At 61.2% G+C, this 25,140-nt stretch carries 22 protein-coding genes and 1 pseudogene; 19 read left to right on the forward strand and 4 right to left on the reverse strand.

Annotation, left to right across the window (positions count from 1 at the left end):
• From ACP7AX_RS12150 to ACP7AX_RS12165, 4 genes and pseudogenes are all read left to right on the forward strand, one after another.
• Positions 1-263 (forward strand): annotated as a pseudogene (locus ACP7AX_RS12150) (alpha-amylase); the annotation flags it as partial.
• A gap of 224 nt (positions 264-487) precedes the next feature.
• Positions 488-1,273 (forward strand): polyphosphate--glucose phosphotransferase, encoded by a 786-nt coding sequence (ppgK, locus tag ACP7AX_RS12155; RefSeq protein ID WP_426226679.1) that lies wholly within the window; start codon positions 488-490, stop codon positions 1,271-1,273.
• 286 nt (positions 1,274-1,559) lie between these two features.
• A complete protein-coding gene (locus ACP7AX_RS12160) occupies positions 1,560-2,681 on the forward strand; it encodes a Gfo/Idh/MocA family protein (RefSeq protein WP_426226680.1) in 1,122 nt (373 codons plus the stop codon).
• Entirely contained in the window at positions 2,681-3,460 is a 780-nt protein-coding gene (locus ACP7AX_RS12165) for a ThuA domain-containing protein (protein WP_426226681.1), read from the forward strand. The genes ACP7AX_RS12160 and ACP7AX_RS12165 overlap by 1 nt, the downstream gene beginning before the upstream one ends.
• Here ACP7AX_RS12165 and ACP7AX_RS12170 read toward each other — a convergent pair.
• The 3 genes from ACP7AX_RS12170 to istA form a co-directional block, all read right to left on the reverse strand.
• The gene (locus tag ACP7AX_RS12170) at positions 3,436-3,675 is read right to left on the reverse strand and encodes a hypothetical protein (protein WP_426226682.1); all 240 of its coding nucleotides are present in this window, start codon (positions 3,673-3,675) and stop codon (positions 3,436-3,438) included. The genes ACP7AX_RS12165 and ACP7AX_RS12170 overlap by 25 nt on opposite strands.
• 566 nt (positions 3,676-4,241) lie before the next feature.
• Positions 4,242-5,030, reverse strand: coding sequence for an IS21-like element helper ATPase IstB (istB, locus tag ACP7AX_RS12175; RefSeq protein ID WP_426226683.1), 789 nt, complete (start codon positions 5,028-5,030; stop codon positions 4,242-4,244).
• The gene (gene istA, locus ACP7AX_RS12180) at positions 5,020-6,576 is read right to left on the reverse strand and encodes an IS21 family transposase (RefSeq protein WP_426226684.1); all 1,557 of its coding nucleotides are present in this window, start codon (positions 6,574-6,576) and stop codon (positions 5,020-5,022) included. Before istA ends, istB begins: the two co-directional genes overlap by 11 nt.
• Before the next feature lie 864 nt (positions 6,577-7,440).
• Here istA and ACP7AX_RS12185 point away from each other — a divergent pair.
• The 7 genes from ACP7AX_RS12185 to ACP7AX_RS12215 all read left to right on the forward strand — a co-directional run bounded on the left by ACP7AX_RS12185 (position 7,441) and on the right by ACP7AX_RS12215 (position 15,810).
• Entirely contained in the window at positions 7,441-9,015 is a 1,575-nt protein-coding gene (locus tag ACP7AX_RS12185) for a hypothetical protein (protein ID WP_426226685.1), read from the forward strand.
• Between the two features lie 104 nt (positions 9,016-9,119).
• Entirely contained in the window at positions 9,120-10,112 is a 993-nt protein-coding gene (locus ACP7AX_RS12190) for an ABC transporter permease (protein ID WP_426226686.1), read from the forward strand.
• 13 nt (positions 10,113-10,125) lie between these two features.
• Positions 10,126-11,103: a carbohydrate ABC transporter permease gene (locus ACP7AX_RS12195; protein ID WP_426226687.1), complete on the forward strand. Its 978-nt coding sequence runs from the start codon at positions 10,126-10,128 to the stop codon at positions 11,101-11,103.
• 7 nt (positions 11,104-11,110) lie between these two features.
• Complete coding sequence (locus ACP7AX_RS12200) at positions 11,111-11,779, forward strand: YesL family protein (RefSeq protein WP_426226688.1); 669 nt, start codon at positions 11,111-11,113, stop codon at positions 11,777-11,779.
• 123 nt (positions 11,780-11,902) lie between these two features.
• Positions 11,903-13,609, forward strand: a complete 1,707-nt coding sequence (locus ACP7AX_RS12205; protein ID WP_426226689.1) for a glycoside hydrolase family 13 protein — start codon at positions 11,903-11,905, stop codon at positions 13,607-13,609.
• A gap of 64 nt (positions 13,610-13,673) precedes the next feature.
• The gene (locus ACP7AX_RS12210) at positions 13,674-15,209 is read left to right on the forward strand and encodes an alpha-amylase family glycosyl hydrolase (protein WP_426226690.1); all 1,536 of its coding nucleotides are present in this window, start codon (positions 13,674-13,676) and stop codon (positions 15,207-15,209) included.
• Between the two features lie 391 nt (positions 15,210-15,600).
• On the forward strand, positions 15,601-15,810 hold the full coding sequence (locus tag ACP7AX_RS12215) for a LacI family DNA-binding transcriptional regulator (protein WP_426226811.1): 210 nt from the start codon (positions 15,601-15,603) through the stop codon (positions 15,808-15,810).
• Positions 15,811-15,812: 2 nt separating this feature from the next.
• Here the strand turns inward: ACP7AX_RS12215 and ACP7AX_RS12220 are convergent, their stop codons facing one another.
• A complete protein-coding gene (locus tag ACP7AX_RS12220; protein ID WP_426226691.1) occupies positions 15,813-16,574 on the reverse strand; it encodes an ABC transporter substrate-binding protein in 762 nt (253 codons plus the stop codon).
• A 97-nt stretch (positions 16,575-16,671) separates the two neighbouring features.
• Between ACP7AX_RS12220 and ACP7AX_RS12225 the strand changes: the two genes are divergently transcribed.
• The 8 genes from ACP7AX_RS12225 to ACP7AX_RS12260 all read left to right on the forward strand — a co-directional run bounded on the left by ACP7AX_RS12225 (position 16,672) and on the right by ACP7AX_RS12260 (position 24,987).
• Positions 16,672-17,631 (forward strand): carbohydrate ABC transporter permease, encoded by a 960-nt coding sequence (locus tag ACP7AX_RS12225; RefSeq protein WP_426226692.1) that lies wholly within the window; start codon positions 16,672-16,674, stop codon positions 17,629-17,631.
• On the forward strand, positions 17,628-18,488 hold the full coding sequence (locus tag ACP7AX_RS12230; protein WP_426226693.1) for a carbohydrate ABC transporter permease: 861 nt from the start codon (positions 17,628-17,630) through the stop codon (positions 18,486-18,488). Before ACP7AX_RS12225 ends, ACP7AX_RS12230 begins: the two co-directional genes overlap by 4 nt.
• Before the next feature lie 19 nt (positions 18,489-18,507).
• A complete protein-coding gene (locus tag ACP7AX_RS12235; RefSeq protein WP_426226694.1) occupies positions 18,508-19,182 on the forward strand; it encodes a DUF624 domain-containing protein in 675 nt (224 codons plus the stop codon).
• Positions 19,175-20,239 (forward strand): Gfo/Idh/MocA family protein, encoded by a 1,065-nt coding sequence (locus tag ACP7AX_RS12240; RefSeq protein WP_426226695.1) that lies wholly within the window; start codon positions 19,175-19,177, stop codon positions 20,237-20,239. The genes ACP7AX_RS12235 and ACP7AX_RS12240 overlap by 8 nt, the downstream gene beginning before the upstream one ends.
• Before the next feature lie 21 nt (positions 20,240-20,260).
• Positions 20,261-21,589 (forward strand): ABC transporter substrate-binding protein, encoded by a 1,329-nt coding sequence (locus tag ACP7AX_RS12245; protein ID WP_426226696.1) that lies wholly within the window; start codon positions 20,261-20,263, stop codon positions 21,587-21,589.
• 31 nt (positions 21,590-21,620) lie between these two features.
• Positions 21,621-22,409, forward strand: coding sequence for an SDR family NAD(P)-dependent oxidoreductase (locus ACP7AX_RS12250; RefSeq protein ID WP_426226697.1), 789 nt, complete (start codon positions 21,621-21,623; stop codon positions 22,407-22,409).
• 123 nt (positions 22,410-22,532) lie between these two features.
• The gene (locus tag ACP7AX_RS12255) at positions 22,533-23,639 is read left to right on the forward strand and encodes a Gfo/Idh/MocA family protein (protein ID WP_426226698.1); all 1,107 of its coding nucleotides are present in this window, start codon (positions 22,533-22,535) and stop codon (positions 23,637-23,639) included.
• Between the two features lie 70 nt (positions 23,640-23,709).
• Entirely contained in the window at positions 23,710-24,987 is a 1,278-nt protein-coding gene (locus tag ACP7AX_RS12260) for an ROK family protein (protein ID WP_426226699.1), read from the forward strand.
• Positions 24,988-25,140 lie beyond the last annotated feature (153 nt).

Genomic DNA, 25,140 nt, shown 5'->3' on the forward strand with positions numbered 1-25,140 from the left:
AGGAAGGGCAGGAAGACTCAACTCTGTCCCTCTACCGCCGGGCGCTGGGCCTACGGTCACAGCTGCAAACCACCGAAACGCTCGAATGGCTGGAAACCGGCCGGACCGACGTCCTGGCCTTCCGGCGCCCCAACGGCTGGACCTCCGTAACGAACTTCGGCACGGAAGCCATCAAACTGCCCGCCGGCAAGGTACTGGTCTCCAGTTCACCACTCAACGCAGACTCCCTGCCCGGAGCGACCACCGCCTGGCTCCAGCCGTAGCTTTACATGCAGGGACGTGCCCCGGCGCTCGGGCACCGGGGGCATCTCCTTGGTAATCTGCACATCGGATGGGGCTTGCATCACTCGCAGGTCCTCCCGCCTTCCAGGCCGTTTTGGCTTGCTGCTTGTCGAGTTTGAGAGTTCGACGTCCCACTCCGCCGCGGAACTGGGCCCCTCCGGTCATGACCCCCCATAACTATGAAGGAAACGTGATGACACGACCCATGACCGCTACCACCGACGTGCCGTCCGGACTGGATTTTCGGATAGGAATCGATGTCGGGGGGACGTGGATCAAGGGTGCAACCATAAACATGAGTAGCGGTACCCCGGTCGGCGGCGTCCGTCATCTTCGGACGCCTGCCTCGGGCATGGTGGATGAAGTCGCAGACACTCTGAACCAACTCATCGATGAGCTCGGACCCGAAAGCCTGGGGCATACCGGCCTTGGTGTCGGGGTCGCTATCCCTTCGATAGTCCAGCATGGAGTGGCCATGTCGGCAGCAAACATGGACGACAGCTGGATCGGACTGGATGTTCAGGCCTACTTGCGTGAACGTCTTGGTCGAGCTGTTTGCGTGGTGAATGACGCTGACGCAGCTGGTATGGCGGAAACCCATTACGGCGCTGGGAAGGACAAACACGGCGTTGTTCTGGTTCTAACGTTGGGAACGGGCATCGGATCAGCTCTCATCGTTGATGGAAAGCTAGTACCGAATTTCGAGCTGGGCCATCTGGAAATCGACGGCTACAAAGCCGAATCCCGGGCATCGGCAATCGCCCGTGAAAATGAAGGCCTTGGCTGGATGGAGTACGCCGACCGGCTGCAACGGTACCTGTCACATGTGGAGTTCCTCTTCTCACCCGACCTGATCATCGTCGGTGGGGGAATTTCAGCATGCAGCAACGAATACCTGCCACACCTGTCACTACGTGCCCCGGTTATCCCGGCCAGTTTGGAAAACTCTGCGGGCGTTGTGGGTGCTGCCCTACACGCAAGGACCGTCTGATTGGTTGTTCTCATTTGTCTAGGGCATGGGGAAGCGGTCCCAACGTTTAGGCCCAGTGGGACTGCTTCGTTTCGTGTTTGGTTCACCGAGTCACGCTCGTTAACGGACAGCCCGAATGGGGACTGGTACTGGTGGCGACGGCACGGCTTAGGGCCTTGTTGTCGCGGCTCAACTGTGGCCGGGATACCCGTCACCGCCGTCTACGTCGTAGGCCATAAACACCTCGTCGCAGGAATCACCACCGGTGCAGTCAAATATGCGACCGGAACAACGAAAGGAAACCTTAATGACCGTAACCTCTCCGCTGCCCACGTCCCTGGGCCATCCACCATCGCTTCCTCTGCGAATCCTTCAGGTAGGGCTCGGAGGATGGGGGCGTTCCTGGGCAGCCGAACTCAAGAAGCACCCAACCCTCCTGAGCACAGCGGGCTACGTCGACGTGGTACCCGAGATGCTCAAGCTGCTGAGCGCCGACGTCGAAACCGATCCTTCCCTTTGCTTTGCCTCGCTTGCAGACGCCATTGCGGCTACCGATGCAGAAGCGGTTCTGGTAACGACGGCATTATCCGGCCACGCGGCGGTAGCCATCGAAGCCCTGTCCGCAGGCAAGCACGTGCTGGTCGAGAAGCCCATCGCGGCCACACTCAGCGACGCAGAGCAGATGGTGGAGACTGCTGCAGCCTCCGAGCGGGTACTGATGGTCAGCCAGAACTACCGCTTCTACCCCGCGGCGCGGACAGTTTCCCGGCTCGTCCGGGAAAAGGCACTTGGTGACATCGGCTCAGTGACCGTGAAGTTCCGGAAGTACGCCAACAGCGCTCCGGTCGGCACTAACCGCCACTACGGACTGGCCGACCCGCTCCTCATGGACATGTCCATTCACCACTTTGACCTCATGCGGTACATCACCGGCCAGGAGCCGGTGCACATCGACTGCCACGCCTGGAATCCCCCGTGGAGCAAGTTCACGGACCCCGCTGCTGCCATCGCCACCCTGGTCTTCGACGGCGGAGCCGTCGTCAACTATCAGGGAAGCTGGGTTAGTACCGAACAGGAGACTCTCTGGGCCGGGGAGTGGCTGATCGAATGTTCCAAAGGCACGATCGAATGGACAGGACGGGCAGACACCGGTACGGCCTCGGATGCAGTCGTGGTGCGCCCCTTGAACGGGCCTACCGAGGTCCTCACCCTTCCGCGGATGGACACGTTCGACCGTATCGGATCGCTTTCGGAGTTTCGATCGGCCATCCGCGAAGGTCGTCCTCCCATGACGAGCGGGCAGGCAAACCTCCCCACTCTCGCAATGACTCTCGGCGCAATCGAATCAGCCAAAACAAACATGCCACAGGACATCCGTTCGCTCCTTCGTGCCACGGACTCTACAGCAGCAACCCAAGGAAAAATCTGATGCCAAAAGTTACAGTCTGGAACGAATTTCGCCACGAGAAAGACAACCCGGAAGTAGCCGCGATCTATCCGGACGGCATTCACACCACGATTGCCGCCGCGCTGCGTGGGCAGGGAATCGATGCTTCGACCGCAACCCTCGACGAACCGGAACACGGACTTAGCCCGGAAGTTCTGGAGTTCACCGATGTACTCGTCTGGTGGGGTCACGGTGCACACGATGAGGTCGACGACACTGTGGTGGATCGTATCCAGCAGCGCGTCCTCGACGGCATGGGACTGATTGTGCTGCATTCCGGGCACGGATCGAAAATTTTTCGACGCCTGATGGGCACCAGCTGCAATCTCAAATGGAGGGAAAGCACGGACAGCGAGGTCCTCTGGAACGTCGCACCCGGACACCCGATCACGGAAGGTGTGGAGGAGAGCCTCATCCTGGACCAGGAAGAAATGTACGGCGAATTCTTCGACATACCCACCCCGGACGCCTTGGTCTTCATCAGCTGGTTTACAGGCGGGGAGGTATTCCGCAGCGGGGCCTGCTACCAGCGCGGTGCCGGAAAAATCTTCTACTTCCGCCCGGGCCATGAAACGTACCCCACCTATCACAACAAGGGCATCCAGCGCGTCATTGCCAATGCCGCGCGCTGGGCTACCCGCAACCACGAGGTGGCACATCAATTCGGGAACCCCGCGCCCCTGATGCTTACAACGTCTGAACAACACGCCACCCCGGAACAACGACAGAACAACGACTACGAGACTGCCAGCATCAGGTGATCTCCAGCGCCCACTAACAGGAAACGCGTTCCGGCTCCACCACCGCAGTCCCAACTCACAGGCGTCGGACCACCCGAACCTTTCGCTAGATGTGCCTGACTCAGCAGTGCGGGCTCGGTGTCCTGTTCGGGGAACCAGTTCAGCAGGCCGATGGCGGTGCCTGATGGCTTGGCTCTGAGGTAGGTGCCGTGGATGACTTCGTCTATCTGGTTCATTCGGCGTTGGTGGTGCCACAGGATGTAGCGACCGGATGATGTCTCGGTGATCCTGGCGGTGATCGGTCAAGTGCGCGTTCGGCCCAATCAGTGAAGCGGGCGTAGCAGGCTGTCTCAGTTTCACAGCACAAGTGACCCTCTCCAGATTGAGAACGACGCCGACCTCGCTGCTGTCACCCCCTGTCACTGAGTGCAGCTCGGCGCCCCTTCGCCGTCGAGCACCCTCCTCGTCTCCGATCGCCTTGGAGCAGGAATCACGGTCGGGCGCAAGCTTCTGCGTGGCGCGAACGGCGCCGCAGGTGAGATGGCATATCTGGATCATGTCGAAGGGGTCGCAACTCATACGGTCTCTCACGCACTGCCCGACTGCTACGAGATGACGCACTTGCTGCAGGGCCAGCGCCCCTGTTGCGGTCGAGTGTCAACGGCAACTTAGAAATGACCGGTGGGGGAATGTTGGTTTGCCCGCTGGCGGCAGGTGATTGACCGGTGGCGGCAAGTATTTTTGGACAGGGTCAGGCGCCCCGGGTGTGCCGGGTGGGCGGGGGCGCCTGACCAGGTTTGGCTTAGCTCATGGGGCGGGTTCCTTTCCCGTTTTGGGCTTGCATGAGCCGGACGGACTCGCCGCTGGTTTGGCAGAGGTGGGCGTGGTGGAGGAGCCGGTCCACGGTCGCGGTGGCAATGGTTTTAGGCATGAGCTCATCGAACCCGGAGGGGTGGATGTTCGAGCTGATCGCGAGTGACCGTTTCTCGTAGGAGGCTTCCACGATCCGGTAGAAGCCCTCGGCCGCGTCGGCGGAAACCGGCAACAGGCCTATATCGTCAATACAAATCAAATCCACGTTGGTTGCGCGGGCGATGGCTTTGTTGACGCTGTCATCAATCCGATGCCGCCGCACGAGCGCGCCGAGGTCTTCCATGCTCAGCCAGGACACGGACATGCCCTGATCGATAGCCTGCTGGCCGAGGGCTTCCAGGAGCAGGGTCTTGCCGGTGCCGGAGGGCCCGCAGGCAATCAGGTTCTCGCGCCGCCGCACCCACTCCAGTGTCCGCAGAAACGACGTGGTCGCCGCCGGAAGTGTGGACAGGGCCTCGTCCCAGACATCGAAGGTCTTCCCGGTGGGGAATCCTGCACGTTTGCGCCGGGTGGCGAGCATCGAGGCGTTCCGGCCGGTGGCTTCGGCTTCGAGCAGGACGCGGACGACTTCGGTGGGGTCCCAGCGTTGGGCTTTTGCGGTGGCCAGGACCTCGGCGACGACCGCGCGGGCATGCGGCATTCTGGTCGTGCGCATCAGCGCGATCACGTTCTCTACCGCCGTATCGGTCAGGGCCGGGGCCATCGTATTAGCGCTCATCGATGGCTCCTTCAAGATCGCCGTCAACGGCGGGTCCGGTGGCGGGGGTGGTGCCGAAGTTGGCCCAGGAACTGGTGCCCTGGCTCAACCATCGGCCCTGGTCTGTGACGGTGTGGGTGGTGCCGGTTGTGTGGTCCGTCCCGCCGGCGCTGTTGACGATGGAGAGCAGGTCCTCGTGGGTGAATCGCTGGTGCACCGCTGCCGCACCGAGGCCCTTGTCGACCTCGTCGGCGCCGACGACCTTGGCGAGGGTGACGGCGCGTTCCATTTTGTGCCGGATCTTTCCGGTTCCGGCAGCGGCGGCTTCCTTGAGCCATAGCGCGGCGCCGGCGCCGAGGGCCAGGAACTCTTCCTCGGCCTTGTTCGTCGGGCGGATCACCCGCTCCAGCGCCCCGGCAGGGGCCGGCGGGAAGTGGGCGTCGATGATAGCGGGGGTGCCGGGACGGGTGAGCTGGTGCCGGGCGACCTCGACCGGGCCCGCAGTGCCGACGTGCACGATGACGATCTCGGTCTCGGTGCCGCGCACCCAGACCACCTGACCCATCAGGGTGTGCGGGACGGAGTAGCGGCACTGTTGGAAGGTGACCATGGGTGTGTTCGGCGGGACCTGGCGGGTGTGGCCGAAACTCGCCGTCACCGGTGTCGCCGGGACCGGATGCAACCGGGGCCGTTCGAGAACCTCGAGCATGTCCTTCGGGATCTCCAGCGTGGCCCGGTGCACCCGCGAATTCACTTCCTCCATAAACGCCTCACACGCGGCTTCCAGTTCGGCGAAGGACCGGTATTCCGGCAGGAGATTGGTCTCTGTGGGGACGAGGTCGGCTTTGGCGATCTTGACCGCGTTCTCCACCCCGCCCTTCGAGGCAGGGTCGGCCGGGATGCACGTCTGCATGGACGTCGAATAGTGCCTGGAAAAAGCCACTATCTGCGCGTTCCGCACCGGGATCCCGGCGACGTGTTCGACCGTGACCGTTTTCTCGTTATCGGTCAGAACGTAGGTCGGGACGCCGCCGGCCAGGCGGAACGACCGGTCCAGAGCGGCGAAGACGCTCGGCATCGTCTTGTCCCGCAAGGCGATCACGATCCGGAACCGAGAGAAGGCCAGCCAGGCCACGAACAACACGGTCTTCACACCGTCGACGACGGGTCCATCCCCGTAGTCGAACTGTAGCCAGAGACCCGGCTCAGGCGTCCAGGGCCGGTGCACGCGCACGTTCCGGGCCCGGTATTTCGCCTTCAGTTCAGCCAGCGTGGTTCTGGTCGTCCGCTCACACCCGGTGAACCCCAGAGCGCGGAGCTTCTCATGCACGATGTCGCCGCGGATTTTCCCACGGGACTGCTCCACCCAGGAGATCATCTGGGGCAGGAACGGGTCGGTCATCCGGCCGCGCTGCCGGGCAACCGGCGCCTGCGCACCGTCCTGGCGGGCCTTCACATACGAGCGCACCGTGTTGTGTGAAACGCCGCAGATCTTCGCGGCATCCCGGTATGACCGGGTCAAATCGTAAGCAGCTAAAATTTCCATGAACTCTCCTGGAGACTTCACAACAAGCCCCTTCCTTCCCATCACGGGTGAAATACAGACGATTGGCATCGCCATTTCACCGCGGAAGGAAGGGGCTCTCCCCGTAACGACACGAGGGATGAACAAGGGAATCCCGGCACACAGCGCCACCCGTAGTGGCGGACTGCTGTTCAAAAATGCTTGCCGCCGCTGGTCAAAACCACTGCCGCGAACGGTCAATCAGTTTTGCCGTCTCCGGTCAGTTTAAAGTTGCCGCTTACAGTCGAGCGACGGGAGTGCCGAAAACGGCACCTCGAGAACGTCTTCGATGCAACGGCCAACGGCGATTTGTTCTTGATCGAGATCATCGAGCAGCTCACAAAACGGCTAGCCATGACCATCGCCACCCTTTGTCATCTCATAGACCCAGCGCGCGTGACCGTGGCCGCGGGGTGGCCAACGACGCGACATCGAGCGGGCCCGTTTAACAGGAACACGCGGGGCAACAAGAGGTGGGGTTGCGGTTCGTCGGAATCTCCCGGCCAGCGCGAGGGGACGCAACGCCCGACGAAGACGAAGATGCACGGCGGAACTGACGATGAGTGCAGGCCAGCTAATTCTTCTCAACCTATTGACGCGCCGGCCGACAAAGGTATAGCTTTGATTTTGCCGCTATATTTAGCGTCTAAATCTAAACTGATCCGCCAGTAAGAACCAGGCGAAGTCCCTTTCCGTGCTCTACGGGCCGTAGCAGGTCGGCAACCACTCGAAGAAGAGAGTTAACACATGAAAATGCATCGATCCCGCTGGCAGGTGAGGGCAGCAGTGGCCGTCGGGCTTACTAGCGCTCTTGCTCTGTCGGGGTGCACAGGCAATGCCGGTACCGATGAGTCGGGGAAGCCGATCGTGACGGTACAGGTCATCAAGGACTCCCGCGCGATCGCGATGAAGGACATGCCCTGGACGAAGGATCTCGAAGCGGCGTGCGAGTGCACCATCGAGTGGCAGGAGACCGCTTCGTCCTCCTGGGGCCAACAGAAGCAGGCGTCGCTGGCGGCCGGCGATGTTGCCGATGTGACCATCGGTGGCTACAGCAACAGCGACTGGGGCGATTACAGCAGTCTCTTCCTGGATCTGACACCCGAACTGAAGGACATGCCGAACCTCTCAAAGGTGTTCGAAAAGGCGTCCTTCTCGCGCGTGGTTTCCACGTGGGAGGACAAGATCTATGGAGGACCAGGGGTCATGCTTGGCACGATGGCCAGTTCCAGCAGCCACATGTTCATCAACAAGCAGTGGCTGGACAAGCTGGGCCTCGCCGTTCCCACCACTTGGGACGAGATGGAGACAGTTCTGGAAGCGTTCAAGACCGGCGACCCGAACGGCAACGGCCAAGCCGACGAGATCCCGCTGGACTTCAACGCTCCGAGCACCGACGGGTGGGGAGCGTTCCAGCCGAACGTCCTTGTCGGAAGCAAGGGCATTCCGGTCACCGGCGGCGGCATCGGCATGTACGCCGACAACGGCACGATCAAGAACTACCTCACGGATCCCGCCTACAAGGAGTTCATCCAGTACACGCGAGACCTCTGGAGCAAGGGCCTGATCTCCAAGGAGGCGTTCACGCACGACTGGTCGCAGTACACGTCCACGGCCAAGGGTGAAGGCACCACTGCGAAGGTCGGCATGAGCTGGATGTGGACTCCGTCCGACCTTTTCGGCACCCAGCTGGCCGACCAGTACATCACCATCCCGCAGCTGAAGGCAGAGCCGGGACAGAGCGAAAAGACCAAGTGGGCCTTCAACGGCGACGCCATCAACTACCAGTCGAACAAGGTCTCGATCTCCGCCGACGTCAAGAACAAGGCGGCTGCGCTGAAGCTGGTCGACAGCATGTACACGGCGGACATCGGCGTGCAGATGCGTTACGGGGCCTTCGACGTCGGGGTAAAGAAGAACGGCGAGAACAACTACACCGTCCTCGATCCTGCAGATACTTCGAAGAATCTCTCGGACTGGCAGTTCATGAACTCGCTCGCTGACGGCGCACCCGGCTGGGTGACGCAACCGGGAGTGACGCTTACGATTCCTGCGCAGTTCGCCGAGGTCAGAGGGGTAGACGCCGTGTATAACGCCGACTTCGCAAACATGGACCTCAACAAGGACGTGATCTACGGGGGCGCCTCATTCACCGCTGATGAAAGCAAGCAGTACAGCCTGAACAACACGGGAATCACCCAGGCAGTCATGAGCAAGTTCGCCCAATGGGTAACTAAGGGCGGCGTGGAGGATGAGTGGGATGCCTATGTCGCTGACCTTGAGCGGAACAAGCTGGGCGACCAGATCAAGCTCCAGCAGCAGGCATACGACCGCTTCCTCAAGGTAATGGCAGAGAACGATGTCGATCTCAACACCGAGTTGACCGATCCTGGCCTGGTCTGGACCGACAACAATGACGGGTCAGCAACCCTGTCGCGATAGATGTCGCTGGTGATGTCGGGCGCCGTGGGGCGCGCCCGACATCACTCCCCCGGAGGCCTCCGTGCCTGCCGTCAAACCACGAATAGTCCAAGGAAGGCAAGATCGTGTCGGACACCTTCGCCTCAGGCACCACCATGGCCCAGACCGAGCAGGAAGCGGTCGTCGTTACCGCAGTCGCTCGGACACCGCGGCCCCGCAGGAACAGCGGACAACGTTTCACCGCGCACATGCACCGCTACTGGCAGCTGTGGGTGATGACGCTGCCCGCCATCGCCTTCATCGTCGTGTTCTCATACGTGCCCATGTACGGTATCCAGTTGGCGTTCCGCGAATACGACGTCACCAAAGGCCTCAGCGGGGGCGACTGGGTCGGGTTCAAATACTTCGAGCAGTTCTTCGCCAACCCGCTGTTCGGCCAGATCATGGTCAACACAGTGTGGATCAGCCTCTGGACACTCGTGATGGGCTTCATCGCACCCCTCATCCTCGCCCTTCTGATCAACCAGATCGCGAGCAAGCGGCTGAAGGGACTAACCCAGACGATCACCTACATGCCGCACTTCATCTCGGTCGTAGTGATGGTCTCCATCATCCAGATCTTCCTCGCACCAGACAACGGCGTTCTGGGGCGGCTCCTCGGCGACAACAATCTCATGGGAGAACCGAGTGCGTTCGTACACATCTACTGGATATCCGAGATCTGGCAGCACACCGGCTGGAACTGCATCATCTACCTGGCCGCACTCTCATCCATCGACCTCGCACTCTACGAGGCCGCGAAGATCGACGGAGCCGGGCGACTGCAACTGATACGCCACGTCGACATTCCTGCCATCCTCCCGACAGCAGGGATCCTCCTCATCCTGAACATGGGAAGCGTCCTCGGCGTCGGATTCGAGAAAGTCTTCCTCATGCAGAACACGCTGAACATCACCGCAGCCGAGGTCATCTCCACCTACACCTATCGGGTCGGAATCCTCGGCAGCCAATTCTCGTACTCCACGGCGATCGGACTGTTCAACGCTCTCGTTAACTTCACCTTCCTGATCCTGGCGAACTACATCGCCAAGCGGGCCAGCAACACGAGCATCTTCTAAGGAGCTGCGGATCATGAGCACCACGAAAGCCACTCCCCGATCGCCCGCACCCAAGCTGGACCCTGCCGCGATCATCGGCCTTCCCCAGAACAAGCGCCGGCGGATTCAGCCGCGCACGGCTGGCGACTGGGCAGTCGACATCACCATCGGCGTCCTGATCGTCCTGACCCTGGCAGCCGTGATCTACCCCCTATGGTGGGTCATCATCTCCTCTGTCTCCGCACCCCGGGCCGTCGCCACAGGGCAAGTCACACTGCTCCCCGTCGGGTTCAGCGTCGCCGGGTACGAACTCATCCTCAACGACTCCAGGATCTGGACCGGCTACAAGAACACGCTCATCTACGCGTTCGCCGGCACCGCCGTCAATCTCCTGGTGACGCTTCCCGCAGCGTTCGCGATGTCACGACCTGAGTTCCGCCCGCGGCGGATCATCATGTTCCTCTTCGCGTTCACGATGTTCTTCGGAGGCGGCCTGATCCCCAGCTTCCTGCTCATCAAACAGCTTGGACTGCTGGACACGATGTGGGTCTTCATCCTGCCCGGCGCGTTCTCCGTGTTCAACATGATCATCGCCCGATCCTTCTTCGAGACCTCGATCCCGGAAGAGTTGCGTGACGCCGCCCAGATCGACGGCCTGTCGTACTTCGGCTACTTCTTCAAGATCGTGATCCCGCTCTCCACGGCGATCATCGCTGTCATCGGCCTCTACTACTTTGTCGCCCATTGGAACAACTTCTTCACCGGCCTGATCTATATCCGATCGCAGGAACTGCAACCGCTCCAGAACGTACTGCAGCAGATCCTCATGGCCAACCAGACCCAGCAAGGCGGTTCAACCTCCGTCGGCCAGACTGCCGGTCAGGCCCAGGAGTTCGCCGATCAAATCAAGTTCGGCATCATCATCGTCTCCACCCTGCCGCTCCTGGTGCTATACCCATTGCTGCAGAGGTACTTCAACAAGGGCGTCATGATCGGCGCTGTGAAGGGCTGAGACGACCATGAGGAACTTCGCTGTAGGCTACGAGCGCCTTGCGCGCACCATCGTGATGGTATTCGTCGTGAACGTCGCGTTTCTCGTGCACACTTTCATAGGCGTGATCGTCGCAGGGTTCTTCCCCTCCGTGGCGGCTTCCTATTCCACCTTCCGCGCCTGGGCCCTCGCTGAGGATAAGTCATGGACCTTCGGACAGACATGGACTATGTTCCACCGCACGTGGAGGGAGGAACTGCTCTCGGCCAACGCCTTCGGCTGGCCGCAGCTTGCGGTCGGGATGCTGCTGGCGTGGGAATACTACCTCGCTAACTGGAACGACATGGGGATAGCCGGCATCGCGGTTTCCGGCCTGCTGCTTGTAATCAACATCCTGTTCGCCCTGTTCGCGGCGGTGTCATGGGCGATCCGTTCTCATTTCGCCGAGCGGCCGCGGTGGATCGTGCGCACGTCGCTGTGGATGATACTGGCGCGACCAGTGTGCAGTCTGGCCCTGGTCGTCCTCCTCGCCGTCGTTGCCTGGGCGTGGTACACCTGGCCCGGCATTCTCGTCTGCTTTGGTCTCGCCACGCCCATCTTCGCGATCGTCACGACCATCTACTCCTTCGGAAAACTCCCCGGACTGGACTCACACGCCCGCAGGGACAAGGAACCGGCGGCCAAAGCCGCCGCATGAATCGTGCCGTCTGAGAGCGAACCATCCGATGTCGTGACCGCGCTGTGCGGGTCAGCGCTCGACGGAAGCACCTTATCTATTCGAATACAAACCTGTTTTTCTCTCATGAGTTAGGAACCACGCTTGACTTCGCCACTTGCGACCCCAGACACCATTCTTCTCAGCAGTGCCAACTGGTGGCGGCAAGCCACCGTCTACCAGATCTATCCCCGGTCCTTCGCGGACGCGAACGGAGACGGGATCGGCGACCTGCGCGGGATCATCTCGCGGATGCCGTATCTGCGACAGCTCGGTGTCGACGCGATCTGGCTGAGCCCGTTCTACCCCTCCGCTCTCGCGGACGGCGGGTACGACGTCGACGACTACCGGGATATCGACCCGAAGATCGGCACGCTGGCCGACTTCGATGAGCTGGTCGGCGCGCTGCACGAAGCGGGCATCAAAGTCATCGTGGACATCGTCCCGAATCACTCCTCGAATCGGCACGAATGGTTCCGGGCCGCACTCGCCTCACCCAAGGGCTCACTGGAACGCGGCCGTTACGTCTTCCGCGACGGCAAGGGGGAGAACGGCGCGTTGCCGCCCGCCGACTGGCAAGCGGCCTTCGGAGGCCCCGCATGGGAGCCGGTCGGCGACGGCCAGTGGTATCTCCACACGTTCGCGCCCGAGCAGCCCGACTTCAACTGGGACAATCCCGAGGTACGCGAGGACTTCCTCACCACCCTCCGATTCTGGGCGGACCGCGGCGTCGACGGGTTCCGGGTCGATGTGGCTCATTTGCTCGTCAAGGACCTGCCCGAGGCCCTCCCCAGCCAGGCCGAGCTCCGCGCCCTCGATGCCGCCCCCGGGACGCACCCGCTCGAGGACCGGGACGAGCTGCAGGACATCTACGCGGAGTGGCGCACCGTCTTTGAGGAATACGATCCACCGCGAATGGCCGTCGCTGAGGCATGGGTGGCCACACCCGAGCGACGCGCCCGGTATGCCACCCAGTCCAGCCTGGGGCAGGCATTCAACTTCGATCTCCTCACTGCGGACTTCAACGCAGGTCAGTTCCGGCACATTGTCACCGACAACCTCGCGCAGTCGGGCGCCGTCGGCTCATCCTCGACGTGGGTGCTCTCGAACCACGACGTGGTGCGGCACGCCACTCGCTACGGGCTGACCGACGCTGCCGGCGGTCCCGCTGACCCCGCGATCACGCAGTCCAGCAAGCACGGCGTGGACTGGATCCTCGCGGGCGGCCCAGCGGACGGCATCGATCTCGAGCGAGGTCAGCGTCGCGCCCGAGCGGCAACTCTCTTCCTGCTCGGCCTCCCCGGGAGCGCGTACCTGTACCAGGGCGAGGAGCTTGGCCTGCACGAGGTGGCGCGCATCCCGGGCGAGCGGCGCCAAGACCCCGCCTACTGGCGCTCTCTCGACGAGGGCAACCGTAATCATGACGGCCTCGGGCGCGACGGGTGCCGGGTCCCACTCCCCTGGGCGAGCCGGGGACCGTCCTACGGATTCGGCGCAGAGGACGCCCATCTCCCACAGCCAGAGTGGTTCGCGGAGTACGCCGTCGATGTCCAGGAACCCGACCCTGACTCCGCGCTGACGCTCTACCGGCGCGCGCTCGACTTGCGCCGCCAGCTCCAGACAGGGGAATCATTGGAGTGGATCGAGACCGGCAACCCCAACGTCCTGCATTTCCTCCGTCCCAATGGTTGGGAGGTCGTGACGAACTTTGGAACCGAGCCCGTCCCACTGCCTCCGGGCCGCATCGTCCTGTCCAGCGGCCCCACACGCGCGGAACTCCCCGCAGAGACCACCGTCTGGATCGCGCCGTGAGGGCCTCGCAACGCCCGACCACCCGCCGGGACCAATCTGCTGAACGTTCCGGAGGAGAACTGTGATGACCGACGCTAACACGAACCCGTACGCCAACGCCCAAGACCGTGAGGTCGCTGGCCGGTACGAGCGGCGGGAGGCAGACTGGCGCCAGGGCGCCGTGGTCTACCAGGTGATCGTCGACCGGTTTGCGCCCGCCCTTGACCTCGAGGCCAAGCGGCACCTGTACCCGGTGCCGAAGCGACTGCGCTCCTGGGATGAGTCGCCTTCCAGGGGGGACTACGTGGAGGAGGTTCGCGTCCACAGCCACGAAATTGACTTCTGGGGCGGCGACCTCGCGAGCCTGCGGTCCCGGCTCGAGCACGTGATCGAGCTCGGCGTCGACGTGCTCTACCTCAACCCGATCTGCGCCTCGTACACCAACCACGGCTACGACGCGATCGATTACCTCGCCATCGCGCCCTGGTACGGCACGCGAACCGATGTCGCCAAGCTGGCAGGGGACGTGCACGACCGCGGCCTCAAACTCGTGCTCGACGGCGTGTTCAACCACCTCGGACGCGCCCACCCGCTGTTCCAGGAAGCGGCCGCCGACCCCAGCTCGCGCTACCGCCACTGGTTCGACTTCTCTGATTCCTACCCCGGAGGCGCGCGGTCCTGGTCGCTCGCGGAGAACCTCCCGGAGCTCGTGCACGAGAACCCCGAGGTCGCCGAGTACCTGTGGGCCGGCCCCGACTCCGTAGTGCGCTCCTATCTGCGCGACGGCGTAGACGGGTGGCGCCTCGACGTCGCCTCCGACCTCGGGTTCCGCTACCTCGAGGAGCTCAGGCTCGCCGCCCACGCCTGCAAGCCCGGCTCACTGATCGTCGGTGAGGTCTCCTCCTACGCAGCTGCATGGTTGGGTCCGCTCGACGGCGTCCTGCACTGGAACCTACGCCGCGTGCTCGTGGAGATCGCGAACGGGCGACTTTCGGCCGGGCACGCCCAACGGATCCTGGCGCGCGCCTACGCAGATGCCGACTACGAGCACATGCTGCGGTCCTGGCTGTTCGTCGACAATCACGACACCCCGCGCCTCCCTGACGTCGTGCCGAATCCGGACGCGCAGCGCCTCGCACGTGTGCTGCAGTTCACCCTGCCGGGCAGCCCGAACGTCTACTACGGCACCGAAGTGGGCATGACAGGCGGTGAAGACCCCGAGATGCGCGCGCCAATGCGCTGGGACCTCGTCTCCGACGACAACCCCTGGTACGCATTCACCCGGCGGCTCATCGGCATTCGCCGGAACCACCGGGCACTGCGGGTGGGCGACCTGCGCTGGCTCGACACCGAACGACTCATCGGGTTCGAGCGTTACACCGACCGGGCCGCCGAGGCCGTGATCGTGCTCGCGAACCCCGGCGACGAGCCTGTCTCCGAGATCGTCCAGTTGCCCGACTCCAAGCTCATGTACACCCTGGTGGACGCCCTCGATCCCGAGACGGTCATCGCGCCGTTCCTAGGGATGGCCGAGGTCCTGCTCCCCCCACACACATGCATCGTGCTCGTCCCGCGCACGCAGGAACCGGGCGGATACAGCGCCGCCAAACGCGTCCAGTGAACCGCTTTTGTTCAGCCCCACCCCCCGCGCGTCATCGTGAACGGAACATCAGTACCGAACTTTGAGTTGGGCGTCTGGAAATCGACGGCAGTAAGGCAGAATCGCGGGCATCTGCGGTTGTGCGCAAAAAAGGGGCCATGCGCTGGATGGAGTATGCAGACCGTCCGCATCGGTAACTCTCAGGGGTGGAGTTTCTGTTATCACCGGACCTAACCATCATTTGCGGGGAAATTTCAGGTCACAGCGACGCATTCCTGCGGCACACCTCAGTCTGATGACTCGGGGTCATTCCGGCCGACCTGGGTAACTCCCCTGGCGCAGCCCAACCACCCTCAGCACGGCAGGATGTGAAATGGCAGTACCCACAATCCGTATGAGCGACATCGCGACAATGGCAGGAGTCTCGATAGCCACCGTCTCCAGAGTGATCAATCAGCAGGACTCTGTAGCGGCGTCCACACGGGCACGCGTGGAACTGATCCTCAGCGAAGTAGGCTTTGAACGAAATGAGCATGCGGTGGCACTGCAGCGCCAAAAAGTCGGCGTCCGACAACCTTCGTCCTCAGAATCTAACGGGCTGACAGGTCAGCACGCATCATAGTTCTATCCCGGGACGGATTCATCGCCGTCAATGAAATCGCCGCTGGGCAGCAAGCCGCAAGCATCTCCCATTGGCGGGTGAAAGTTCCTGCAGCGGTTGCGCAAAACGGTCTCATTAAGACTCCCGTCTGGTTGAAGTAAACCCGAAGCTGACACATTGCTCCGGGTATCCTCCGGATTGTTGGTCAGCGGCATGGGAAAGGTACCGACCTGCACCTCGGGATTAGCCTCCCTGATCTCGGACAGCGCCCACGGACCCTGGAGGTACATGGCTGCCTCTCCATTGGCGAAGGCCACATTGCCATCCGGGTAGCCGCGCGATGCAGCGCCCTCCTGGGTGTGCTCCATGATGAACTCCATGGGTTCAGCCGTGACATCGAAGGTGTTGCTGAAGGTCTTCTCGCTCCGCGAACTGAAGTCACGCCTTCGACCTGGAGTGTCTGGAAGAATCCGGCGACGTCCAGGAGCCCGCCTGCGGTCCATCCGTCTTTCTAGGTGCCATAGACCGGAATGCCGACGGCCTCGACCTTCTCGCAGACAGCCTTTGAATTCCTCCCTCGTGGTGGGAACCTCAACACCGACGTGCTTGAAGATCTCCTTGCTGTAGATCACTCCGGCAGCAGAAAGAGAGAACGGGAGGGCCGGAGTGCCGCCGTCGGACGAATCGCCCCATTCTGTGACCAACTCCTGCGCCGCCCGGTCTATCGCTGGCGACGTCCAGGGCTGCGAGATCTCAAAACTTCCTTGACGAATAATTAGTTGCATGATTATCTGTAATTACTTGATGTGAGGCACGGCACTAGTCCTCTTCGCCATTGCATCTCCCGCTCCTCGTCCGACGCGGCGTAGCGATTGGATAACCATGACTGTTCTCGATTTACCGGCGCGCCTAAAAACACCTCCCGTGCTTCCCGGTAAGAACCAAACGTCCCTCCGGTTCCGGAAGGAGAACAAGGTTGCCTATTTATTCCTTATTCCTTGGTTCGTTGGTCTCGCGCTCTTCGTCCTGGGACCGATGGCAGCCTCGTTGTATCTGTCATTGACGGACTACAACTTTCTGCAGCCTCCGGAATTCGTGGGGTTCAGCAACTACATCCGTATGTTTCTGGAGGACCCCAGGTATCTGACCTCCGCCCGGGTGACGGCGACTTATGTGCTGATCTCCGTTCCCCTTCAGCTCGGATTCGCGCTGATGCTCGCGCTTCTCCTGGACAGGGCAATTCGCGGGTCAACGCTTTATCGCGGCATTTTCTATCTGCCCTCGCTGCTCGGAACCAGCGTGGCGGTGGCCATCTTATGGCAGCAGGTCTTCGGCCAGAAGGGTCTTCTCAACTCGTTCCTGGGTATCTTCGGGGTCGACGCCCAGATGAGTTGGGTGGGTAATCCGGATACTGCCTTATCCACGTTAGTAGTCCTGAATGTTTGGACCTTTGGATCCCCGATGATTATCTTCTTGGCAGGCCTGCGGCAAGTTCCGGCCTCCTTGTACGAGGCGGCCGAAGTTGACGGTGCCGGGCCGGTTCGAAGGTTCATCAGCATCACGTTGCCGCTTCTTAGTCCCATCATCTTCTTCAACCTGATCCTGCAGACGATCCACGCTTTTCAGGCATTCGTCCCGGCGTACATCATCAGTGGCGGCCTCGGCGGACCGGCCGATTCGACCCTTTTCTACACCCTCTACCTCTATCAGGAAGGCTTTGGGAGTTTCGACATGGGTTACGCCTGTGCCATGGCCTGGACGCTGCTCCTCGTCATCGGCGCCGTGACAGGCATCAACTTCCTGCTCTCGAAATACTGGGTCTTCTACGGAGATAACGCATGAGTAAGAACCGAAACACCTCGGCCCAAGCGGCGGTCAGATGGAAATCGGCACTGACCCACGCAGTCCTTCTGATGCTTGCCGTCGGCATGCTTTATCCGCTGGCCTGGATGATCGTCAGCTCGCTGCGGAACAATGACGAGATTTTCAGCAACCCGTCCCTTATCCCCGACTCCCTCACACTTTCCAATTACGTGACCGGCTGGACCGCGCAGCAGTTTCCTTTCAGCAGGTACTTCCTCAACTCTTTCCTGGTCACCGCAGCATCGATCTTGGGCAACTTGTTGGCCTGCTCCCTGACGGCTTACGCGTTTGCACGCCTCCAATTCCGCTTCAAGCGATTCTGGCTTGCGGTCCTGCTTGGCACCATCATGCTGCCCGAACACGTGACGATAGTGCCCCAGTACCTGATCTTCTCTGAGCTGGGCTGGCTGGACTCCTACCTGCCTCTGATCATCCCCAAGTTCTTCGGTGTCGAGGCATTCTTCGTCTTCCTCATGGTGCAGTTCATGCGCTCCATCCCGAAGGAGCTGGACGAAGCTGCCTGGATTGACGGGTGCGGGCCCATCCGCATGTACTGGCGCATCATCCTTCCTCTTACAGTTCCGGCCCTCACCACCACCGCCATTTTCACCTTCATCTGGACATGGAATGATTTCTTTCGGCCGCTCATCTTCATCACGTCATCGGACCTTTTCACCGTGCCGATGGCTCTGCGCCTCTTCGTGGATCCGACCGCCGGCACCAACTGGGGCGCATTGTTCGCCATGTCCGTCCTGTCCCTCGTGCCGGTCTTTGTGTTCTTCCTCGCCGGGCAGCGGTTCCTCATCAAGGGAATCTCCACCACCGGCCTGAAGTAGCGTCATGAAACATCAACTTATGACCACGATGCAGGAGCCTCGGCGGCAATCGACCGCATCCGGCGCTATTAGGGCTGCTACCCGCGCTCCCGGCCGCTTGCTGCAACCCGTTTTTGAGGCATTCAGGTTCCTCTCACAGGCGGCGCTCATCAACATTCTCATCCTCGTCACCAGTCTCGGGATTATCACCACCTTTCCCGCCCTTGTTGCCGGCTACTCATCGCTCCAGGCCCTTCTGAAAGACGGAGACGACCGCGTCGTTTCAAACTTCGTACGGTCCCTACGCCAGGACTTCCCGGGCCGGGTCTTCCTTGGCGTGCTCTTCCTGGTATTGCTGGCCCTGGTCGCAGGGAACCTCCAATTTCTGCATCAACAGGCCGCCGCCGTTGCCCTCCCGTTCTACATGCTCAACGTCCTGCTGGCATTGATTTGGGTGACCGGCACGGCCGGTGCGGTCCGCAGCGCCGCCGGAGCTTCGTCCGTCCGATTGTGTTTGGCGGCAGCTCTTCGTGCCGCCTTCCAGATCTCCGCCGCCAACCTCGTCATCCTGATCGTGGTGGTGACCTCCGTGGCGCTGACCGTGCTGAGTCCGCTGGCGGCCGCGTTCTACGCCGCGGTCCTACCGCTTGTTGCCATCGCGCTGACCGCGCATCGTTTTCCTTCACATCGCTCCCAAGGAGATTCCATTGCCTGATTCCCTGCCCGTCCGGGTCGCGTTCGTCGGCGTCACCCACCCACATGCCCATGCTTGGGCAAGGGCTGCACATGACCGGACTGACACCCTCGTCAGCGCCGTCTACGATCCTGATCCCAACGCAGCAAGGACTTTCGCCGCCAGTTACACCGCGCCTGTTGTTTCACTCGATGCCTTGTCCAACGGAGGGTACAGCGCTGCAGTCATTGACGGTCGTAATGACCAGGCACGCGTTCTTGCCCTCACCGCGCTCAACGCCGGCCTCCCTGTGTTCCTGGAAAAGACGGGCGGCATGAGTTCGGTGGAGCTGCAGACTGTCGCCGATGCTGCGAAGACGAGGGGACTGCTCACCCAGATGGGCTACTTCCTTCGGTACTCGGACGCTGTTTCTGCAGCCCGTAATGCAATCACTTCAGGCTCCTTGGGAACGCTGACCCTCGCTCGATTCCACTGTGCGATCCCGCACCAGGCCTGGACCACCATGGGGACGTGGTTTGCAGATCCCACCAACGTCGTCGGGGGTTTCATGGAGGCCGGCTGCCACATGGTGGATATTGTCCGCCACCTGTTGGGGGAGCCGACGGCGGTCTCCGCCCAGGCCGTGCCTGGCCGCGGTAACAATCATGCGGAGGCCTCCCTGTCGGTAAGCCTTCAGTTCGAGGACTTTGTCGCTTCACTGGACTTCACCGCGCATGAGGCCAACACGTGGAATGAGAACTGGAGCATAGAGCTCTATGGCACTGAGGGAACTTTCAGGGCCGGCCTCACCCCGTCCTGGGCACAGATGAATCAGGGCTCTTACTGCTGGAGCGACGTCCTTGAGCCGCCCCCCGAGGCGGAGGATGAACGTCAGCAGAAGGCCCAACGGGAGAACGTCCTGCTCATGCAACGCGGAATGGATTTCTTCCTGCGTTCACTGCACGGAAACAGCCCGGCACCCGTGGATGCGGCGAACGGAGCGGCCACCCTCCGGCTCATCGAAAACATCTATGCCTCTACAAGCGCTGACGCTACATCCGCTTCACAGCATCACCACTTTCCTGCCCATTCCCGCTAACAAGAAGGAGCGCCACCGCCCATGAATACATCCATCGATCGAAGAATGTTCCTCAGAACGGCCGGCATCGTTACAGCCGGTGCCCCCATTTTCACCGCAACGGGCTGCGGGTCCCGCAACTCCCCGTCGGCAGCCGAAGATACGGCAGCATCGAAAGCGATGCGGTTCGCCTGGTGGGGCAACGACACCATGAATAAGACCACCAGGGCTGCGCTGGAGCTCTACCACGAGAAGAACCCGCAGGTGACATTCACCCCCGAAACTGCACCTTGGGATGACTTCTGGAACAAGATGGCCACGGAGATCGCCGGACGCAAGGGTGCTGACGCCTTCCAGATGTCCAACCAGATGATCACCGACTACGCCAAACGCGGTGCGCTCCTCGATTTCGAGCCGCACATCGGCGACCTCATCAAACTCGATAGCTGGGACGAGAACCTGCGGAAGTACGGAGTGATCGACGGCAAGCGTGTTGGCATTCCCATCAGCACTGATGCATTCACAGTCATGTACGACGTCGATTTCATGACCAAGCGCGGAATCACCATGCCCACCAAGACATGGACCTGGGACGGCCTCGCGGCAACCGCGCGGGAAGCCGCGAAGGCCGGGGGCCCCGGCACGTGGGGAATGTCGGATGGATCCTCGCGGTACGAGGTGCTCGAACCCTGGGTCAGAGGACGCGGCAAGACCTTCTTTAACACCACAGGTGATCCTGTCACCCTTGGGTTCGATAAGACCGATATCGGGGACTTCCTGGACTGGTGGGACAAACGCCGGGAAGAAGGCTCTGCGATTTCCGCGGACATGGCTACCGAAGAGTCGAAAGGCGTTCAAAACAGCGCCTTCGTCAAGGGGCTCGCTCCCCTCATGTTCACCCCTAGCAGCGAAATCGTCGGTGTACGAGCCCTCATGAGGGCACCCTGCCAGGCTGTACCGATGCCGGATCAAGTAAACGGTCCGAAGAAGGCCAACTTCGTCCGCCCCAACCTCTTTATCAGCAGCTGGACGGGCACGGCCTACCCGAAGGAAGCAGCAAAGTTCATCAACTTCTGGATCAACGACCCCGATGCGGTGAAAGTCATCGGGGCCTCGCGGGGCGTACCTCCTTCACCAGAATCGGCAGACTTGGTTAAGGCTACCGATCCCGGTGGCCAGCGCACTCCGGCAGAGTATGTCGCACTGATCCGCGAGATCGGTTCCCCGATGGACAGCCTCACACCAAAAGGCGGACGGGACGTTTACGACCTCCTCAAACGTACCGCGCAGGAAGTGCAGTTCAAGCGGGCAAGCGTTACCCAGGCCGTGGATAACTTCTTTACCCAGGCCGACGCGCTGCTCTCAAAATAGCCGAACCGATTAACCCATAAAGGAGAAAAGAATGCGATTTCAAGGAAAAGTAGCCGTCGTTACCGGAGGTGCCTCAGGCATCGGCCGTAAGGTCAGCGAAATACTTGCAGCCGAAGGGGCTCATGTGGTCGTTGCGGACAGGGACGAAATCTTGGCGAAGGAGACCTGTGACGCATTGATGGAGGCCGGGGCCAGGAAGGCCATTCCGGTCCGAATGGATGTAGCCGAGGAGGCTGACATTCTGGAGTTGGCGCGTATTGTGCAAGAAGAATTCGGGCGGGCTGATGTCCTCGTGAACAACGCCGCCGCCCGAGTGTGGGGACCTGTTACGGAAGTGACCCTCGAATCGTGGCACCGCATCACGATGATTAACCTGATCAGTGTGGGAATGGTTTCAAAGCACATCATTCCCCTCATGGTGGCGAGCGGGGGCGGCGCTATTGTGAACATTTCTTCGGCAAACGGAGTGGTGGGCAGGCCAGGGATGGCCCAGTACGATGCCACCAAGGCAGGAGTGTTGGGGCTGACCCGTTCGATGGCCTGCGATCACGCTCACCAGAACATCCGAGTTAACGCAATCCTGCCCGGTCCGACACTGACCGACTTCCACAAGAACCGGGCCAAGGATGAGGGCCGAGAAATCGATCCGCAGATCGTAGAACCGCACGAGGACGGCCCCGGAATCCAGCGGCGCCAGGGTCGTCCCGAAGAGATCGCCCACCCGGTGGTCTTCCTCGCCAGTGACGAGGCATCCTTCATCACGGGAGCCTGCCTGGCGCCTGATGGGGGCCTCTCCGCATTGAGCGGCCGACTCGGCTGAAGCCACTGGTGACTTCACCGGTCGTACACGAGCGATGATCGCCGGTGCGGTGCTATCGCACCGTCGTGACGCGTCCGCACCGGCGCCCCACCCCACGATCATTTTCCCAATCCTAGGAGAGATATGTCCCGTAAAACACGTGTAGGCCTTGTCGGGCTCGGCTTCGGAGCCGAGTTTCTTCCGATCTATCAGCAGCATCCTGATGCCGAGTTGGCGGCAATCTGCCAAAGGGATGAAAAGGCTCTGAACCGGACAGGCGACGCATTCAATGTCGACCGACGTTACACGGCGTTTAATCAGATGCTCAAGGATCCCGAGATTGATGCGATCCACATTAACACCCCCATTCCTGACCATGCGGCTATGACAATCGCAGGGCTGAAAGCCGGAAAGCATGTTGCCTGCACGGTACCAATGGCCACCACGCTCGAGGAATGCGCGCAGATCGTCCAGGCGGCGAACGAGTCAGGACTCAACTACATGATGATGGAAACCGTGGTCTTTTCGCGGGAGTTTCTCTTTGCCAAGGAGCTGCAACGGGCCGGGGAACTGGGGAAGCTCCAGTTCCTTCGGGGTTCCCACCTCCAGGACATGTCCGGATGGCCGGGCTACTGGGAAGGACTGCCCCCCATGCACTACGCAACCCACGCCATTAGTCCTCTCCTCGCCATGGCGGAATCTCATGCCGAATCGGTGATTTGCGTTGGTTCGGGAAAGATCTCGGAGGATTTAGCCAAGAAATATGGATCTAGATTCGCCGTCGAGAGCGCTTTCGTCAAACTGGCTGGATCTGACGTGTCCGCCGAAATTACAAGATCCTTGTTTGAAACCTCCCGGCAATATGTAGAGAGCTTCTCTGTCTATGGCTCGGAAATGTCGTTTGAATGGGGGCAAACCCAGGATGACGAGCCGGTGCTCTTCCAAGGCGAAGAAGGCAAACGCACGAGTATTCCCGATTATGCCCATCTACTACCGGAAGAGATCCGCTCGTTCACCATGCAGGGCGTCTACGACGCCGGCAACGAACATCTGTCCTTCAAGCAAGGGAACGGTCATGGCGGATCACATCCGCACCTCGTACACGAATTCATTCGGAGTATTCAGGAACGGCGACGGCCAGCCATCGATCACGTTACAGCCGCGAACTGGACATCTGTGGGACTCTGCGCGCACGAGTCGGCCCTCAGGGAAGGGCAAAGAATAGAAATCCCGGACTATGCTTCACTGTGAAACCAGTTTTCCCGACAACCCGGCTCGGGAGCAGGTTGGGGCCGGGCAGGATGAAGGGGCGTCGAAACGAATGAAAGAGGCCGACCCTGCTCTCACCACTCGTCCCCGTATCAATGCCCGTGCCATCCTGGGGAAACCCGCGCGGCAAGCGACCCTTCGCGAATCCAACCTGACCACGGTTGCCGCTCACGTCTTCGCTACAGACGAGCCGGTTTCCCGCGCAGGCATCGCCGAAGCCAGCGGACTGACGCGCGCTACTGTGACCCGCATCGTTGAGACTCTGATTGATGCACGCATCCTGGAGGAACTGCCGACCAAGCCCGCAGGCGGCGTAGGAAGACCTGTGGTGCCGTTGGCTCCCGCCCGAAGGAGCATGGCCGCTCTCGGTCTGGAAGTGAACACTGCGACTCTTGGTGCATGCGTCGTGGACCTTACCGGGGAGGTTCTGGCGTCCGCTATGGTCGAAGGCAACTTCATCGACAGCGAACCAGCCGCGACACTGGCGCGGTTGAACCGGTTAGCCGGTTCGGTACTGGACGAAGCCGGGGAGACACCCTATGGACTTGTGGGAGCACACTTGTCACTGCCAGGCATCATTGACGAATCCTCGGGGGCGTTGCACGTGGCACCGCTCCTTGGGTGGCGGAACATCCATCCCAGGCAGCTCCTCGGCGATATCGGTTCCATTCCCAGTTCGAAAATCCAGCTCGGTAGTGTCGGCGCCGTCGCTTCTGTTGCGGAAGCGACGCTCCGCCATCAGGACGGATCAAGCCAGAACTTCCTGTATGTCGCCGGGGACAACGCACTAGGATGCTTTTTAGTGGTGAATGGTGAGCCCCTCACCGGGATGTCGGGATGGAGCGGCAATGTCGGGCATACCGTTATTGACCCAAACGGGCAGGTGTGCAGGTGCGGGGCTAGGGGGTGCCTAGACACCTACATAGGCCGCCGGTATTTGCTTGCTCAAGCAGGATTCCCGCCCAACATGAGCTTGGACACATTCCTCGCGCAAGCTTCCGCCGGAGAGAACGCCAGGATCACCGCCTCACTGGAGCGGGCCGGTGTTGCCTTGGGGGAGGCCTTGGCTGATCTCATCAATTTCTGCCCCGTCAAAACTATTGTCCTCGCGGACAACCTTGCCCAGTTGTTTCCCTGGATCCGGCGTCCAGTTGAAGACCAGTTAAAGGCAAGAGTATCGGCCTCCGAATGGTTCCTGCCGACCCTCGAGGTGTCAAGGACCAGTCGGCACGCCGCAATGAGAGGGGGAGCGCTGACCGTCCTACAGGGCGTCATCGCGGACCTCCACTCCTGGCTCGAAACCAAGGAACACGTGCTAACCGCGTCCTGAAGAAACCAAGGCGGGCTGGCGGCGATGTCGCGGTTGCCTGTCTCGGCTCCGGCGTTGTTGGTGTTCCGGTCCGCGCGGCACTCTGAGCACGCCCGCGCGCCGGAGTCAGTGTTCTAATCTGCGGAGCCCGCCAGGATGGCGGGGCACCCAGGG

The organism is Pseudarthrobacter sp. DSP2-3-2b1 (genome assembly GCF_049895945.1).
GTDB lineage: Bacteria > Actinomycetota > Actinomycetes > Actinomycetales > Micrococcaceae > Arthrobacter.